Here is a 14,482-nt window from a genome sequence, read left to right as displayed (position 1 = left end):
TTGGGTGATGAGAAAGGGAAACTTCAAACTATTTTCCCTTCGGGGACGCCGCGTGGGCGGATGCTTAACCTAATCTTAGCGCCGATGGCATTTCATCTGGTGTTTGAGAAGCTCAGGGCACCCGATGTACACCTTGAAGAAAGCGCGTCACGGTAAGGAAGTCCAATCGGACCGAGCGTCCGACGCCTCAAGCTATTCAAGCGTGTCGCGCAGGCATGGCTACCGGCCCGGCTACACCTCCTTGCTGTCCTATCCCGCGGACGAGGCGGAGCTTAGACGACCGGCACTGGCGGACGTTCCCGAGAGGGAAGTCAGGGCACCGGTTTCGCGAGGCGCGCCGTCCTGGCAGGATATTTCCGGCGAAATGGTCATCCAATGGCTCTGGCGCGGACGCGTGCTGATTGGCGTATTCCTGCTCATTGGGGCGCTTGCCGGCATCGTCTTCGGCCAGGTCGCGACGCGCAAATATACAGTCAATGCCCAAATCTTCGTCGACCCCAGCCACCTGAAGGTGATGGCCGAGGATCTCTTCGCGCAGAACAGCCAGCTCGACGCGCAGCTCTACGACGTGGAAAGCAAGCTGCGAATCTTGACCTCATCCAACGTCCTCAACAGTGTCATTCAGACATTGAAGCTCGATGAGGACCCCGAATTCGCCGGCGATGCTGGAGGCGACGCGTCGTTACGTCAGCTGGAAGCCTTGCGGACGCTGGAGCAGCATGTCGGTGCAAACCGCGAAGAAGGATCCTTCATCGTCAACCTGAGCGTCTGGAGCGAGAAGGCGCCCAAGGCCCTTCGGATTGCCAATACGATCGTGGAAACATTCCGGGAGGAATTGATAAAGGCGCAAGCCGGCGAGGCAGGCCGCACAGCAACCGAGCTCTTCGCGCGCCTCGATACGCTGAAGGAAGAAGTGGCCAAGGCCGACGAAGCAGTGCAGCGCTTCCGCCGCGAGAACAACATCCTGTCGAGCTCTGGCGAACTTGTGAGCACGCTGGTGGCGAACCAGACGAATACACAACTGGTGGAGGCGCAGGCGCGCGTAATCCGGGCCCGCAGTCGTTACCAGGAGCTCTCGACCGGCAACATGGAAAGCCGCCTCGATAGCGCATCCATCGAGTCACAGACGATGACGGCGCTTCGTACCCAATATTCGGCGGTCAAGCGGGAGCTTGATGCTCAGGCAGCCGTCTTTGGCGCCCGCCATCCACGGCTTGCGACAATGCGGCCGCAGCTTGAAGCAATCCAGGCGCAGATCAACGCCGAACAAAGGCGGCTGCTGGAAGCGGCGAAATCCGAACTCGCCCAGGCCGAGGCCTCGCTGATGGCGCAACAAAGCCAGGCCGATGCGATGAAGTCTGTCGTGTTCGAGGACAACGAGGCGCTTGTCCAGCTTCGTCAGTTGGAGCGCGAGTTCCAGTCCAAGTCTTCCGTTTATGACGCCTTCATGGGCCGCGCACGCGAGATTGCCGAGCGCCAGCAGATCAGCACGACGAATATCCGGATCATCTCGCCGCCCGCGATCCCCAAGACGCACAGCTTTCCACCGCGCAACCTCTACCTCCTGATAGGCGGGGCTGTCGCTGGTGGCATCATCGGCTGTGCTGCAGCCGTTGGCTGGGGCTTGTGGGGGTTCGGGCGTCGGCGCACCGAAAGCATGTCCTACGCCAGCTAGCTGCGCTGGGTGATGGACATCAGCGTAGCGGAGAGCGACTCCAGAGCGCGTAGACCGCGAGCGGATTGGTAATCAGGTAGCGAAGCGCGAGGCGACGCGGCTCCTGGTAGGCGCGGTAGGCCCATTCAAGCCCGCTCCGCTGCATCCATTCCGGCGCGCGGCGCACACTGCCCGACAAGAAGTCGAACAACCCACCTGACGTCTTGACGACACCGACGCCCCGAAGCCTGTCCAGGTTGCGCACGATGAACTGTTGCTCGAGCGGGAAGCCGAGGCCGACCCACAGGATATCCGGCCGCTTGCGGCGGATGTCCGCGACAATCCGTTCTTCTTCGTTCCTCGTGAAGTAGCCGTTGCGACGGCCAACGATCTTCAACTGCGGATAAGCCTGCTGCATGGCGTCGACCGCCTTGGCATTCACTTCCTCCGTGGCACCGAGGAAATAGAAGCTCGCGCCGGCTGCCTGGGCCTTCGCCGCGACCGCGTGAACGAGATCGGTGGTCGAAACGCGCTCCGGAAGCGGCTCCGGGCTCCAGAACCGCGAGAATTTGACGAGAGGCATGCCGTCAGCGTGGATGTGGTCCGCCTTGTGCATCAAGTCGAGCAGTTCCGGCTGCCGCAGGCACATCGCCAGGACCTGACCATTCGCGGAGGTCGAGAACAAAGGCCGCAGGTTGCGACCGCGAACCCGAAGCGCGTGTTCGACAATGTTCGATGCGGCTTCGTCCATCGAGTAGCGAGCGATCGGTAGGCCGCCCAGCATCACGCTCGACGGATCACGCTTCTTCTCGATGTCGATGACGTTTTTGCTGAGCGCTCTGATCTGCAAGGCCGTTATCCAACTTCATGTTTGGGATGCCGTATGGACAGAGACCTAGATCTGTTGGGGGGGCGGTTCAAACCCATTCCCCTGCAATGGTTACGACCTATTAATGGAATATCGGACTGTTTTATTAAAAGTTTTCGGGCTTGCTCATGCAGCCGTTAAGCAGCCGCTTCCCGCCATGGAACATATGTTACTAAAACCAGATAAAATGCGGTTTTCCGGCCTTTCGCATGCTTACTGGGTCGATTTCTAAGCCGGAGATCCCGTAGGTAAATCGTTAACTATAGGAGCACGTGGCGACGTCGCCTCGCGTTCACCTAACGAGCGGGAAACCCTTCAAGGTCACGATGTGGGCGTGAGGCTGCTGAAGCAGAAGCTGCAGAAAATCTGGAACCGCTTTTCGATGTTCCAAGTTGTGTGATCATGACAAAAGAAGCAAACAACGAACTAGCAAAACTGATATCGCAGCATGCGGTGCAGAATGCCGGTCGGCAGTTGGGTCGACTCCCGGCATTTGCTTTGCCGCAGGATACGCCCGATGTCTTCCAGGAACTGCTAACCAAGCTCGACAACGCTCATCGCGCTGAACCGGAGGCCGCGAGCCGCATGCGCAGGGTCTCCTCCAACTGACCAGTCGACGACCGGCTGCTAGTGCAGTCGAACGGAACGCTCCAGGATCCTGTCCGCCACTCTGAGAAAGGTCTCGACGGTCTGCGGATCCGGTTCGGGATCATGAACTGAAACTTCCAACAGAAGCCCAGCAAGCACGTGAGCCCCGGCGGCGGTATCGCCGTCGTTGTAGCGCCGTGAGCCCGCCGTCAGTTCGGCGGCCACCCGCCGCAGATTGTGCCCTGTGTCGCTCATGCTGCTGCCCTCCGAAGCTGTTGTCCTCTGAAGTTCTGGCTCAAACGGCGGGAGGAGGCGGATGTTTCCGGGTTAGGACCTTTGTTTCGGCGCATCGGCCTTTGGTCGGAACGCGAGCATCCGCGCGGGGAACTCGATCGCGCGCCGGGAAGTTCAATCCACGAAACCAGGAGCGACAACCAAATGCAGCCGAGCGAGAACAGAAACGGTGGGAACGCGAAGTCCATTCATGGCGACGAAGCCAAACCCGGCACGGATCAGACGGCCGATGGCATCTGCCCCGATTGCGGCGGCGAAGGACAAGTGGATGGCAATACTTGCCCGGGATGCGGCGGCACCGGAACGGTGACGGTCATCGTCGGAGACGCCTAAGTGACGGGCGCTGGCGCCCGCACCGTTATCCTGCGGTCGATTCCGCGAGGTCCGGCCCGTAAGCGCGCTGCATTTCCGCCTGGACAGCCTGCATGAACATGCCGGCCTGCAGTGACAGTTCAGTTTCCGATGCGCCTTGAGCTCGCAAAGAAGCGGCAAGCTCTGCCATCTCTGCACGCCAGAAACGGTTTGCTGCTTCACCGTGGAGATCAAGTAGCCTCATTGCGCAACGCTTGATATCCGCAGCTCTTCGATCGGCGGGAAATTGTAGAACCGTCATTCTCTCTCCATAGCTGCTGTTGATTCGCAGCCAGGTCAGATTGAGCGGCAAATCTCTACAAATGCTGAAGAGTCACGAACGACAGGCGTAGAGAGAAGCTCCCCAAGCTTGGGGAGCTTCCATGGTTCATTATTCGACCAGCGACCATTTGCCGTCTTTGAGCTGGACGAGGACGCGAGAGCGTTCGTCGGTTCCGTACCGGCTATCCGGCGTGAAGTTGTAGACGGCATGCGTGCCGACAACTTCCTTGGTGCTTGTCAGCATTTCCTTCAGCGCCGCACGATATTCGGGCGTGCCGGGGGTAGCCTTTGGCAGGGCGCGCTTTGCAGCATCCGCAAACAGCAGCCAGGCGTCATAGCTGTAGGCCGCGAAAGCGTTGTAGTTGCTTTCCTTGTTGGCGGCCTCGTAGTCCTTGCGGAAATCCATCGCGACCTTCTTGATGGGGTTGGAATCCGGAAGCTGCTCGGCGACAACCACAGGGCCGCTCGGAGCGATGACGCCTTCGACCGCCTTGCCGCCGACGCGAACGAAGTCGGGGTTGATGATCGCGTGCGTGCCGTAGGCGGTGCCCTTGAAGCCACGTTCGGCAAGAGCGATGTGGGGCAGCGCGCCTGGCGTGCCGGATCCACCCGTCACCACCACGTCAGGGCGAGCGGCGACGATCTTGAGAGCTTGCGCGGTGACCGACGAGTCAGAGCGTGCGAAGCGTTCATTGGTCGCGATCTTGATGTCGGAGCCCTTGGTCGTTTCGTTCAACGCGTCGTAGACGAGGTCACCCCAAGGATCGCTGAAGCCGATATAGCCAATGCTCTTGGCATTGTTCTTCTTCATGTGTTCGACCAGCGCGCTCACCATCAGCGGTGCGGGCTGCGGAACCGTGATCGTCCAGGCACCAGCCTCCCCGGTCGGATTGGCATTGGCGATCGAGATCAGCGGAACCTTCAGTTCGGATGCGACGGCCGCCATGGCAAGCGCGGCCGGCGAACCGGCGCTGCCGATCAGCAGGTCGACCTTTTCTTCCTCGACCAGCTTGCGCGCGTTTCTCGCCGCAGCCGTCGGATCGGACGCGTCGTCCAGCTCGATGACCTTGATCGTGTTCCCTTCGATCTCGGAAATCGACTGGCGGCCAGCGGCCAAGCCCTTCGAATACGGAATACCCAGCGAGGAAGCCGGGCCCGACATCGATGTCACAAAGCCAACCTTGATTTCAGCTGCGACCGCGCTTCCAGCAGACAGAACTGCCGCCAAGGCGCTACCCAAAAGCCATATGTTCATTTTTTTCATGATCTTCTCCCAGTTAACAGCCGCAGACATGGCTGTCATGGGAAATTTGTTGCACAAAGCCCCCGGGTTGTCAGCACAATTTATTGGTCAAGGCTGCAGACGCCCAAGTGGGCCGCCATGCCCGGCCACGATGTTGCTCGCCTGGTCGTAGATCCCGATCATGATGTGCATCATCATCGTCACCTCGTTGATCGCATCGGTCATGCCCGGCATGCGGTCCGTAAGTTTCATCAGCGTTTCGCGTCGAACCGTCAGGTAGTCCTCGACAAGTTTCGCACCCTTGCTTGACGTGCGGTAGGCGACGTTCTTCTTCGGTGCGGAGGCATTGGCCTTCTCGATATACCCTTGCGCAAGAAGCTTTTTGATCCCGTACTGCAGGTTCGCCATGTCGTCGCGGTGAAGCAATCGGCTGATTTCGGTGATGCCCTTGTCCGTACCATTCAGGTGGATGACATGCAGGATCGAGGCCTCGGCGCCGGTCAATGACGTTTCGGGGAGGCATGCCAGACAGTCGCGGCGCCAGCGGGCAAACGAGGAGCCAAGGTGCCAGATCGCATATTCGAACGCGTTCACGGCCTGCTCATGCCGCACGCCTTCATCGACGGCAGCGTCAGCAGTGGCGCCAGTCTCTTTAGTAGCAGATGCCGATGTTTGGCTCATGATTTTCTCCTTGAAGTTGGTATCTTTGTATGCAAATTTTTGTTTCAAATCTAGGCTGATGGTGGGGAGCACTAGTTGACGGCAGAAATCGCATTGATCCTGGGAGTGGACGGCATTGCAACCGGCGCGATCTATGTGCTCGTCGCACTCGGTATCGTCCTGATCTTCTCCGTCACCCGTGTTGTCTTCGTGCCGTTCGGAGACCTCGCAGCCTTTACAGCGCTGACGCTTGCAGCACTGCAGTCCGGTCAACTGCCCGGAACGGTCTGGCTGGTGGCAGTGGTGGCGGGCCTGACCCTTCTTGCAGAGGCTGCGAGGCTTGTACGCTCCGGGCGCGCGCGAAAGATCCCCTCCTTCGCCGCGGTCTATTTCGTCCTGCCGATGATCCCCGTGCTTCTGTGCATTGCGCTGGCACAGACCGACATGCCGATGGCGATCGAAGTCATCCTTGCCGTCCTGCTCGTGCTTCCTCTTGGACCGCTCCTCAATCGCCTCGCGTTTCGACCGATCGCGGATGCGCCCGTCCTGGTGCTGCTCATCGTGGCGGTCGCGCTTCACTTTGCACTGGCAGGTCTCGGCCTGATCTTCTTCGGGCCGGAAGGCTTCCGCACCGAACCCTTGAGCGATGCGATCTACGAGATCGGTGGCACGGTGGTTTCCGCCCAGGCCATGCTGGTGGTGCTGGCGTCTGTTGTTTTCATGGGCCTGCTTTACCTGTTCTTCGAGTTCACTCATACGGGTAAGGCGCTGCGGGCGACGGCGGTCAACCGCGTCGGCGCTCGCCTTATGGGTATCCGGCCGACGGTGACGGGCGATGTCGCGTTTCTCCTGGCCTCCTTGCTTGCAGGTGTCGCCGGCGTCCTTATCGGCCCGATCACGTCCATCTACTATGACTCCGGCTTCCTGTTCGGATTGAAGGCCTTTGTCGGCGCGATCATCGGCGGCCTCGTCAGCTATCCGATCACCGCACTCGGCGCGCTCTTCGTCGGCCTGCTGGAAAGCTACGCCTCCTTCTGGAACAGCGCTTTCAAGGAAGTCGTCATCTTCAGTTTCCTGATCCCGGTTCTGCTCTGGCGATCGATCAGCGCTGCATCCCATGAGGAAGAGGAGGAAGAGGAGTGAGCAATTCCAGCTTGATCGCCCGGCTGCCATTGATCGCAGGCCTCCTCGTGCTCGTCCTGCTGCCGTCGTTTGCCGGGACCTTTGCCGTGACGCTGATGAACTACATCGGCATCTATGCGCTGGTCGCACTCGGCCTGGTGCTGCTGACCGGCATCGGCGGGCTGACCTCTTTCGGCCAGGCGTCCTTCGTCGGTGTTGGCGCCTATTCGACCGCCTGGCTCACGACTGCCTACGGCCTTTCCCCTTGGGCTGGTCTCGTGCTTGCTCTGGTGCTGACCGGTGTCGCTGCTTTGGTCATCGGCACCGTGACCTTGCGACTCGGTGGGCATTTCCTGCCGCTCAGCACGATTGCATGGGGCATCTCGATCTATTTCCTGTTCGGAAACATGGACAGCCTCGGCCGCTTCGGCGGCTTGTCCGGCGTGCCGCCGATCACGCTGGGGCCGATCTCCTTTGCCACCAACGGCGCGATGTACGTGCTGATCTGGATCACGGTGTGCATCTCAGCCCTCCTGTGCTGGAACCTCCTGAGGTCGCGGGAAGGCCGCGCGATCCGCAGTCTGCGCGGCGGCCGGATCATGAGCGAGAGCTTCGGGATCAATACATTCCGCATCAGGCTCTACACCTTTGTCATCGCGGCTCTACTCGCCGGTCTGTCCGGCTGGCTCTACGCGCATATGAGCCGTTTCGTCAGCCCCGCCCCGTTCGATGTTCGCGCCAGCATCGACTACCTGTTCATGGCGATCTCGGGCGGTTCAGGATATCTTGCAGGCGCCATCGTCGGTTCCGCCTTCACCAGCGTGGCCAAGAACTTCCTGCAGGACGTGCTGCCCAGCATTACCTCGAATGCCGGGCCGTTTGAGACCGTGATCTTCAGCGTCATCTTCATCCTGCTGCTGCAATATGCACGCACGGGCATCGTGGCTTCCGTCCAGCGCTGGCTTCCGCGCCGGGCGCTCCCGATGCCGGCCGAGGCCGAGGAAATGCCACGCCGCGTAATGCCCGAGCCGGGTTCGCTGATGCTGGAAGTTGACAAGGTGGTGAAGCGCTTCGGAGGCCTCGTTGCGGTCAATGAAGTGGATTTCACCGTCAGGACGGGTGAGATCGTCGCGCTGATCGGCCCCAATGGTGCAGGCAAGAGCACCATGTTCAACCTGATTTCCGGCGTCTTGGGCCCCACCGAAGGTCGCGTCCGCTTCCTTGGGCAGGACATCACTTCCTATGGTCCGCGCAGGATCGCGTCGCTTGGTCTTTCCCGCACCTTCCAGCACGTCAAGCTTCGCCCGACGATGTCTCTCATCGACAACGTCATGCTTGGCGCATACCGCAGAACCTCGTCTGGTTTCCTTGCCGGCGCGTTGCGGCTGAACCAGGCTGAGGAGCGCCGCGCCCGGCACGAGGCAATGCGGCAGTTGCGTCGATGCGGGCTTGGCGACAATCCGCATGAGCTGGCGGGCAACCTCGCGCTTGGCCAGCAGCGCATTCTGGAAATCGCCAGAGCCCTTGCCGCCGACCCTGCCCTACTCCTTCTGGACGAGCCGGCAGCAGGTCTCCGCCGGCTGGAGAAAAAGGCACTTGCAGATCTGCTTCGTTCCCTGCGTGGCGAAGGCGTCACCATTCTCCTTGTCGAACACGACATGGAGTTCGTGATGGATCTCGTCGACCGAATCGTGGTGATGGAATTCGGATCCAAGTTGACCGAAGGCCTTCCCGCAGATGTGCGCGCCGACAAGCGCGTGCAGGATGCCTATCTCGGAGGTACCGCATGACAGCTCTTCTTGAGGTAAACGACCTCCATGTCGGTTACGGCAAGGTGGAGGCTGTCCGCGGCGTATCGATGTCCATCCAGCCAGGCCAGATCGTCACCGTGATTGGGCCTAACGGCGCCGGCAAGACAACCATGCTGAGTGCGCTGATGGGTTTGCTCCCGAGCCGCGGAACCATCCGCTACGAGGGCCAGGACCTGCAACGGCTGGATGTCGAAGAACGCGTTCAGCGCAAGCTTTGCCTTGTTCCGGAAAAGCGGGAGCTGTTTGGTGAAATGTCGGTCGCCGATAACCTTCTGCTTGGCGCCTATTCGCGCCGCTACAAGAGCAGCGATTTTCAGGAGCGCCTGGCGGCAGTCTACGAGCAGTTCCCGCGCCTTGCTGAGCGTCGCCGTCAGCAGGCCAACACGCTTTCAGGCGGCGAAAGGCAGATGCTGGCCCTTGGGCGAGCATTGATGTCGCAGCCGCGCCTTTTGTTGCTGGACGAGCCGAGCCTTGGCCTTGCGCCGCTCATCGTTCGCGAGATCTTCCAGATCATCGCATCGCTCCGAAAGGCCGGCGTCTCCATCCTGCTGGTGGAGCAGAACGCACGTGCCGCGCTGGAAACAGCAGATTATGGCTATGTGCTGGAAACGGGGGAGATCGCCCACCACGGCCCCGCCCAGGAACTGCTCCAGGATCCACGCTTGATGACGGCGTATCTCGGCGGCGCCGCATGACGGTTGCTGCATCGGAAGCATATGGCCGCGGGCGGTTTGCACGTGCACGGCGCGGTTATGACGGCGTCGTCCTCGCTGTCCCCGTGACCGTGCCGTATCAGCGCTACTCGATCGAGGCGGCGCCCTGGTGGATGGGCAAGGCGCTGCGCGCGCTTTCCGAGGGCGCAGGAATCAGCCACCGGGAGTTCGATGGGTTCTCTGTCGCGAGCTTCACCATGGGCCCGGATGTTGCCATCGGGCTGACGCAGCATTTCGGGCTGTCGCCGCGCCATATCGACCACGTGCCGATGGGTGGTGCTGCCGGCATCGTCTCTATTCGGCGTGCCGCGCGCGCTGTCCAGGCCGGTGACGCGGATATCGTCGCCTGCGTGGCGGCTGACACCAACCGCGTCGACAGCTTCCGCCATCTTCTCGCAGGCTTTTCACGGTTCTCGCAGGATGCCGTTTATCCTTATGGCGCTGGCGGCGCGAACGGCAGCTTCGCGCTGATCGCGCGCCATTACATGGACACCTACGGCGCCCGGCGTGAAGATTTCGGCAAGCTGTGCGTGGCGCAGCGCGATAATGCGCTGAAGAACCCGAACGCGCTGATGAAGAAGCCGCTGACGCTCGACCAATACATGTCGGCGCGACCGATCGCCGAGCCGCTGCATCTCTTCGACTGCGTCATGCCTTGCGCGGGTGCAGAAGCGTTTCTGGTGATGCGCGAGGAAACTGCGCAGGAGCTTGGCCTGCCATTCGTACGGCTGCTTTCGGCGATCGAACGACACAATGCCTTTTCCGAGGATCCCGTGCAGGTACGTGGCGGCTGGGTGGTCGATCGCGACGAGCTATACGGCATGGCCGGAGTCGAGCCATCGGACTTGGACTTCGTCCAGACCTATGACGATTACCCAGTCATCTCGATGATGCAGTTCGAAGACCTTGGCTTCTGCGGCAAGGGCGAAGGCGCGAACTTCGTCCGCTCCAACACCTTCACGATCGACGGGACGATCCCGCACAATACCTCGGGTGGTCAGCTATCTGTCGGTCAGGCGGGGGCGGCCGGCGGTCACCTCGGGATCACCGAGGCGATGCGCCAGTTGCTCGGCACCGCCGGCGGCACCCAGGTCAAGGACGCCGAACTGGGCATCGTTTCCGGCTTCGGCATGATCAACTACGACCGCGGCCTTGCCTCCGCCGCCGCCATCCTTGCGAGGCCCTAATGACCGAGCCACTTCCCAAGCCCAAGCGAAAGAACCCGCTCGCGCGCACCAACCAACCGCTTCTGCCACCCTCGTCGCGCAGCCGAAAGGCGCATGGCTTCACCCGCGCGGCTGCGCACGGTCGTTTCATGCTGCAGCGCTGCGATGAGTGCGGGCAATACACCTATCCCACCCGTGATGCCTGCCCGAACTGCCTGTCGTCCAATCTGCCGTTCCGCGATGCGCCGGCAAGCGGTACCCTGTTGTCCGAAACTCAGATCGGCGTCACGAGCGATCCTTATTATCGTGAAAGGATGCCGTGGCGCGCGGGTCTCGTGAAGCTCGATTGCGGACCAACTGTGGTCGCGCATCTGCACGGGGACTGCGGCGGGCCGGGCAGTCTGCTCACGCTTAGCCTGCAACTGGACCGAGCCGGCCAAGCCGTGTTCTTCGGCAAGCCTCTTTCGGAGACCCCTCATATGGAAGATGACCGCCAGCTGCGAGAGCTGACAGCCGATCCCAAGCACCGCCGCATCCTGCTGACCGATGGCCGCAGCTCGCTTGCGCCCCCCCTGGTGCAGGCCCTCAAGAAGGCGGGCGCGGCGAAGATCTTCGTCGGCATAGCTGATCGTTGGAAACCCTTCGATGGAAGGGCGGCACTCGAGATCATCGAGGGCGTCGAACTTGTCGACCTGGATCTTACGAGCGAGCGATCGGTGCAGGATCTCGCCAAGGATATCGGGGCCAAGGTCGACATCCTAATCAATACCGCTGACCATGTGCGGCAGGTGCATCTGTTCGACGCTGGTGCTGCCGCAAGCGCCCGCGACACGCTCGACCACACCCTCATGGGGTTGATGCGACTGGCGCAGGCCTTTGGCCCGGTCGTGCGATCGCGCGGCGCCGATGGCGTCAACAGCGCGGCGGCCTGGGTGAACGTGCTTTCCGTACACGCCTTGAGCAGCGTTCCCCAGTTTGGAATCCATTCCGCCAGCCAGGCGGCGTGCCTTTCACTGTCCCAGTGGTTGCGCCATGAACTTCGCCAAGGTGGGGTACGGCTGATGAACGCGTTTGCCGGACCGCTCGATGCCGAGTGGTTCCAGACGGTACCGCCGCCGAAACTTGCGCCGAAGACACTTGCTGATGCCATCGTAGACGGCCTCAAGCGAGGACTGGAAGACCTTTACGTGGGCGATGTCGCAAAGGACCTGGAAGCCAGGCTCCTCGACAATCCCAAGGCTGTTGAACGGGAGGCGGGGCAATGAGCAGCAATCTTCTTGCATCGCTGGCGAGTGCCCTCGGCGGCGGGGAGGTCAGGATCGTCGATCTCACCCACACGCTGTCGCCCGATTTTCCGGTGATCGTTATGCCACCGGAACTGGGCCAGTCGGCTCCCTTCCGCATGGAGCGCATCTCGCGTTATGACGGCGGCGGGCCTGCCTGGTACTGGAATAACCTCTCCTTCGGCGAGCACACGGGCACGCATTTCGACGCGCCGATCCATTGGTACACCGGCCGCGACCTGCCACTGAACTCGGTCGACACGCTTCCGCCCGCCGACATGATCGCGCCGGCCTGCGTCATCGATCGCTCCGAACAATCCGCCAAAGATCCGGACTTCCTCTTCACCGTGTCGGATGTCGCCCACTGGGAGGACCAGCACGGCCGAATTCCCGAACGCTCCTGGGTGCTGTTGCGCACGGATTGGTCGAAGAAGTCCGGCGCCGCTTACGCGAACCTCCAGGCTGATGGCGCGCATACGCCGGGGCCAGACGCGGAGGTCATGCGGTTTCTCGTCGAGGAGCGTGGCATTATCGGGCTCGGAACGGAAACGATCGGAACAGATGCGGGCCAGGCGGGGCATTTCTCGCCGCCTTACCCCGCCCATCACTACCTGCATGGCGCCGGACGCTACGGCTTGCAGTGCCTCACCAATCTCGACCAGCTTCCACCGACCGGCAGCCTGATCTTCGCTGCGCCGCTCAAGATCCAGAACGGTTCCGGGAGCCCGTTGCGGGTGCTGGCGCTGGTTCAGGACTGATCGAGGCCGGAGAAAAAGGAGTGGGGGAGACGATGAACCGAGTTGAGATCGAACGGAACCGCGAAGCAAAGGTCTTTGGCCTGAAAGACGTGTTCGCCCCCGAGGAGCGGACCTTCCCGCAGATCATGACCCGCCAGGCGGAGCGCTACGGCGATCGACGGCTCGTCACCTTTGGTGATCGCTCCCTCAGCTTTGCCGAGACGAAGGCATTGGCAGGAAGCGCGGGCCACATGCTGCGCGAAGCCGGGATCAAGCCTGGCGACACGGTCGCGATCATGTGCAGCAACCGCATCGAATTCCTAACCGCTTTCCTGGGCTGTGCATGGTCTGGCGCAATTGCAGTGCCGATCAACAACGCCTCGCGTGGCGCGCAGCTGGAGCACATCCTGAAGAACTGCGGGGCTCGCCTCGCAATCGTTGAGGCTAGCTTCCTCAACGTGTTTGCAAACCTTCCGACAGACCTGCCGCTTCAGCAGATCTGGACGATCGGCAAGGTGCCGGCCAATATCGATCTGAAGGTGAAACACGCACCGCTTCCCGAGCCGACAGCCCATATCGACGCGCATCCATGCAAGCCTTCGGACACCGTCGCCATCCTCTATACCTCGGGCACGACCGGCCTTTCCAAAGGCGTCTGCTGTCCTCATGCGCAATATTTCTGGTGGGGCGTTCATACGGCAGCCCTTCTCGGCATCGATGACGATGATGTGCTGCTGACCTGCCTGCCGCTGTTCCACACCAACGCGCTGAACACCTTCTACCAGGCGCTGCTCACGGGCGCGCCGGTGACATTTGAACCGAAGTTTTCCGTCTCGCGCTTCTGGACGTCACTGGCAGAATCCGGGGCAACGGTCACCTATCTGCTCGGCGCCATGGTCCCCATGCTCCTGTCGAAGGAAGCTTCGCCGGCAGATCGCGCGCACAAGACGCGTATTGCTCTTGCACCCGGCGTGCCGCCGCAGTTCCACGGACCGTTTACTGAACGCTTCGGCGTCGAGATGCTGGAAGGCTACGGCTCCACCGAAACCAATTTCGTGATCGGCAGCCTTTATCATGAGCAGAAGCCGGGGCGTGTGGGCAAAGCGCGTCCCGGGTTTGACTTGGCTGTCTTTGACGAAAGCGACAACAGCCTTCCGGCCGGCACGCCAGGAGAACTGGTCGTGCGCCCGCACGAGCCTTTTTCGACCGCCACGGGTTATTTCGGTATGCCGGAAAAAACCATTGAGGCCTGGCGCAATCTCTGGTTCCACACGGGCGACCGCGTGGTGATGGACAGCGATGGCTATATCCAGTTCCTCGACCGGATGAAGGACGCGATCCGCAGGCGGGGCGAGAATATCTCGTCTTACGAGGTCGAGCAGGTGATCGTGGCGCATCCGGCTGTCGAGAACGTCGCCGTGTTCCCCGTCCAGTCCGAACTCGCGGAAGACGAGGTGATGGCGGCGATCGTGCTGAAGCAGGGGACGAGCGTGACACCGGCAGAACTTCTGGATTTCTGCCAACCACGGATGTCCTATTTCTCGGTTCCGCGCTTCATCGACTTTGTGACCGAGCTCCCGCTCACGGAAAACGGCAAGGTGCAGAAGTACAAGCTGACGGCCAAGGGCGTTACCGAGAACACCTGGGATCGCGAGAAGGCAGGCTACAAGCTCACGCGCTGACACGTCGGCGCAACCAACGCGCCGATGT

At 61.3% G+C, this 14,482-nt stretch carries 15 protein-coding genes; 10 read left to right on the top strand and 5 right to left on the bottom strand.

The window, feature by feature from the left end:
- The first annotated feature begins 124 nt into the window (after positions 1 to 124).
- Positions 125 to 1,675, top strand: a complete 1,551-nt coding sequence (locus CYG48_RS20690; protein WP_118852552.1) for a GumC family protein — start codon at positions 125 to 127, stop codon at positions 1,673 to 1,675.
- Between the two features lie 19 nt (positions 1,676 to 1,694).
- On the opposite strand, the gene CYG48_RS20685 is transcribed toward CYG48_RS20690, so the two are convergent.
- Positions 1,695 to 2,504 carry a WecB/TagA/CpsF family glycosyltransferase gene (locus CYG48_RS20685; protein ID WP_313791069.1) on the bottom strand — a complete coding sequence of 270 codons (810 nt, stop codon included), beginning with the start codon at positions 2,502 to 2,504 and terminating at the stop codon, positions 1,695 to 1,697.
- A 420-nt stretch (positions 2,505 to 2,924) separates the two neighbouring features.
- Here CYG48_RS20685 and CYG48_RS20680 point away from each other — a divergent pair, with 420 nt between their 5' ends.
- Complete coding sequence (locus CYG48_RS20680) at positions 2,925 to 3,131, top strand: hypothetical protein (RefSeq protein ID WP_150132740.1); 207 nt, start codon at positions 2,925 to 2,927, stop codon at positions 3,129 to 3,131.
- Positions 3,132 to 3,149: 18 nt separating this feature from the next.
- On the opposite strand, the gene CYG48_RS20675 is transcribed toward CYG48_RS20680, so the two are convergent.
- A complete protein-coding gene (locus tag CYG48_RS20675) occupies positions 3,150 to 3,365 on the bottom strand; it encodes a hypothetical protein (protein ID WP_118852550.1) in 216 nt (71 codons plus the stop codon).
- An 81-nt stretch (positions 3,366 to 3,446) separates the two neighbouring features.
- Here CYG48_RS20675 and CYG48_RS22855 point away from each other — a divergent pair, with 81 nt between their 5' ends.
- Positions 3,447 to 3,737, top strand: a complete 291-nt coding sequence (locus CYG48_RS22855; protein ID WP_340162649.1) for a hypothetical protein — start codon at positions 3,447 to 3,449, stop codon at positions 3,735 to 3,737.
- Between the two features lie 25 nt (positions 3,738 to 3,762).
- On the opposite strand, the gene CYG48_RS20665 is transcribed toward CYG48_RS22855, so the two are convergent.
- The 3 genes from CYG48_RS20665 to CYG48_RS20655 all read right to left on the bottom strand — a co-directional run bounded on the left by CYG48_RS20665 (position 3,763) and on the right by CYG48_RS20655 (position 5,961).
- The gene (locus CYG48_RS20665) at positions 3,763 to 4,068 is read right to left on the bottom strand and encodes a DUF6074 family protein (RefSeq protein ID WP_445304355.1); all 306 of its coding nucleotides are present in this window, start codon (positions 4,066 to 4,068) and stop codon (positions 3,763 to 3,765) included.
- A gap of 78 nt (positions 4,069 to 4,146) precedes the next feature.
- A complete protein-coding gene (locus CYG48_RS20660; protein ID WP_118852548.1) occupies positions 4,147 to 5,301 on the bottom strand; it encodes an ABC transporter substrate-binding protein in 1,155 nt (384 codons plus the stop codon).
- Between the two features lie 87 nt (positions 5,302 to 5,388).
- Positions 5,389 to 5,961, bottom strand: a complete 573-nt coding sequence (locus tag CYG48_RS20655; protein WP_118852546.1) for a winged helix DNA-binding protein — start codon at positions 5,959 to 5,961, stop codon at positions 5,389 to 5,391.
- A 75-nt stretch (positions 5,962 to 6,036) separates the two neighbouring features.
- Here CYG48_RS20655 and CYG48_RS20650 point away from each other — a divergent pair, with 75 nt between their 5' ends.
- From CYG48_RS20650 to CYG48_RS20620, 7 genes are read left to right on the top strand one after another with little or no spacing between them, the layout of a single operon-like run.
- Positions 6,037 to 7,083 (top strand): branched-chain amino acid ABC transporter permease, encoded by a 1,047-nt coding sequence (locus CYG48_RS20650; protein ID WP_118852544.1) that lies wholly within the window; start codon positions 6,037 to 6,039, stop codon positions 7,081 to 7,083.
- Positions 7,080 to 8,852, top strand: coding sequence for a branched-chain amino acid ABC transporter ATP-binding protein/permease (locus CYG48_RS20645; RefSeq protein WP_245450558.1), 1,773 nt, complete (start codon positions 7,080 to 7,082; stop codon positions 8,850 to 8,852). The genes CYG48_RS20650 and CYG48_RS20645 overlap by 4 nt, the downstream gene beginning before the upstream one ends.
- Entirely contained in the window at positions 8,849 to 9,568 is a 720-nt protein-coding gene (locus tag CYG48_RS20640; protein ID WP_118852542.1) for an ABC transporter ATP-binding protein, read from the top strand. Before CYG48_RS20645 ends, CYG48_RS20640 begins: the two co-directional genes overlap by 4 nt.
- Positions 9,565 to 10,773 (top strand): thiolase family protein, encoded by a 1,209-nt coding sequence (locus CYG48_RS20635; RefSeq protein WP_118852540.1) that lies wholly within the window; start codon positions 9,565 to 9,567, stop codon positions 10,771 to 10,773. Before CYG48_RS20640 ends, CYG48_RS20635 begins: the two co-directional genes overlap by 4 nt.
- On the top strand, positions 10,773 to 12,017 hold the full coding sequence (locus CYG48_RS20630) for an SDR family NAD(P)-dependent oxidoreductase (protein WP_118852538.1): 1,245 nt from the start codon (positions 10,773 to 10,775) through the stop codon (positions 12,015 to 12,017). Before CYG48_RS20635 ends, CYG48_RS20630 begins: the two co-directional genes overlap by 1 nt.
- Positions 12,014 to 12,793: a cyclase family protein gene (locus tag CYG48_RS20625; protein ID WP_118852535.1), complete on the top strand. Its 780-nt coding sequence runs from the start codon at positions 12,014 to 12,016 to the stop codon at positions 12,791 to 12,793. Before CYG48_RS20630 ends, CYG48_RS20625 begins: the two co-directional genes overlap by 4 nt.
- A gap of 32 nt (positions 12,794 to 12,825) precedes the next feature.
- Complete coding sequence (locus CYG48_RS20620; RefSeq protein WP_118852532.1) at positions 12,826 to 14,454, top strand: ATP-dependent acyl-CoA ligase; 1,629 nt, start codon at positions 12,826 to 12,828, stop codon at positions 14,452 to 14,454.
- Positions 14,455 to 14,482 lie beyond the last annotated feature (28 nt).

The organism is Neorhizobium sp. SOG26 (genome assembly GCF_003491345.1).
GTDB lineage: Bacteria > Pseudomonadota > Alphaproteobacteria > Rhizobiales > Rhizobiaceae > Neorhizobium > Neorhizobium turbinariae.
This window is presented reverse-complemented; position numbering and strand designations above follow the sequence as displayed.

Coding starts and splice junctions, on each gene's coding strand:
- CYG48_RS20690 (WP_118852552.1), top strand. CDS start 125: ATGTACACCTTGAAGAAAGCGCGTCACGGTAAGGAAGTCCAATCGGAC.
- CYG48_RS20680 (WP_150132740.1), top strand. CDS start 2,925: ATGACAAAAGAAGCAAACAACGAACTAGCAAAACTGATATCGCAGCAT.
- CYG48_RS20675 (WP_118852550.1), bottom strand. CDS start 3,365: ATGAGCGACACAGGGCACAATCTGCGGCGGGTGGCCGCCGAACTGACG.
- CYG48_RS20660 (WP_118852548.1), bottom strand. CDS start 5,301: ATGAAAAAAATGAACATATGGCTTTTGGGTAGCGCCTTGGCGGCAGTT.
- CYG48_RS20655 (WP_118852546.1), bottom strand. CDS start 5,961: ATGAGCCAAACATCGGCATCTGCTACTAAAGAGACTGGCGCCACTGCT.
- CYG48_RS20640 (WP_118852542.1), top strand. CDS start 8,849: ATGACAGCTCTTCTTGAGGTAAACGACCTCCATGTCGGTTACGGCAAG.
- CYG48_RS20635 (WP_118852540.1), top strand. CDS start 9,565: ATGACGGTTGCTGCATCGGAAGCATATGGCCGCGGGCGGTTTGCACGT.
- CYG48_RS20630 (WP_118852538.1), top strand. CDS start 10,773: ATGACCGAGCCACTTCCCAAGCCCAAGCGAAAGAACCCGCTCGCGCGC.
- CYG48_RS20625 (WP_118852535.1), top strand. CDS start 12,014: ATGAGCAGCAATCTTCTTGCATCGCTGGCGAGTGCCCTCGGCGGCGGG.
- CYG48_RS20620 (WP_118852532.1), top strand. CDS start 12,826: ATGAACCGAGTTGAGATCGAACGGAACCGCGAAGCAAAGGTCTTTGGC.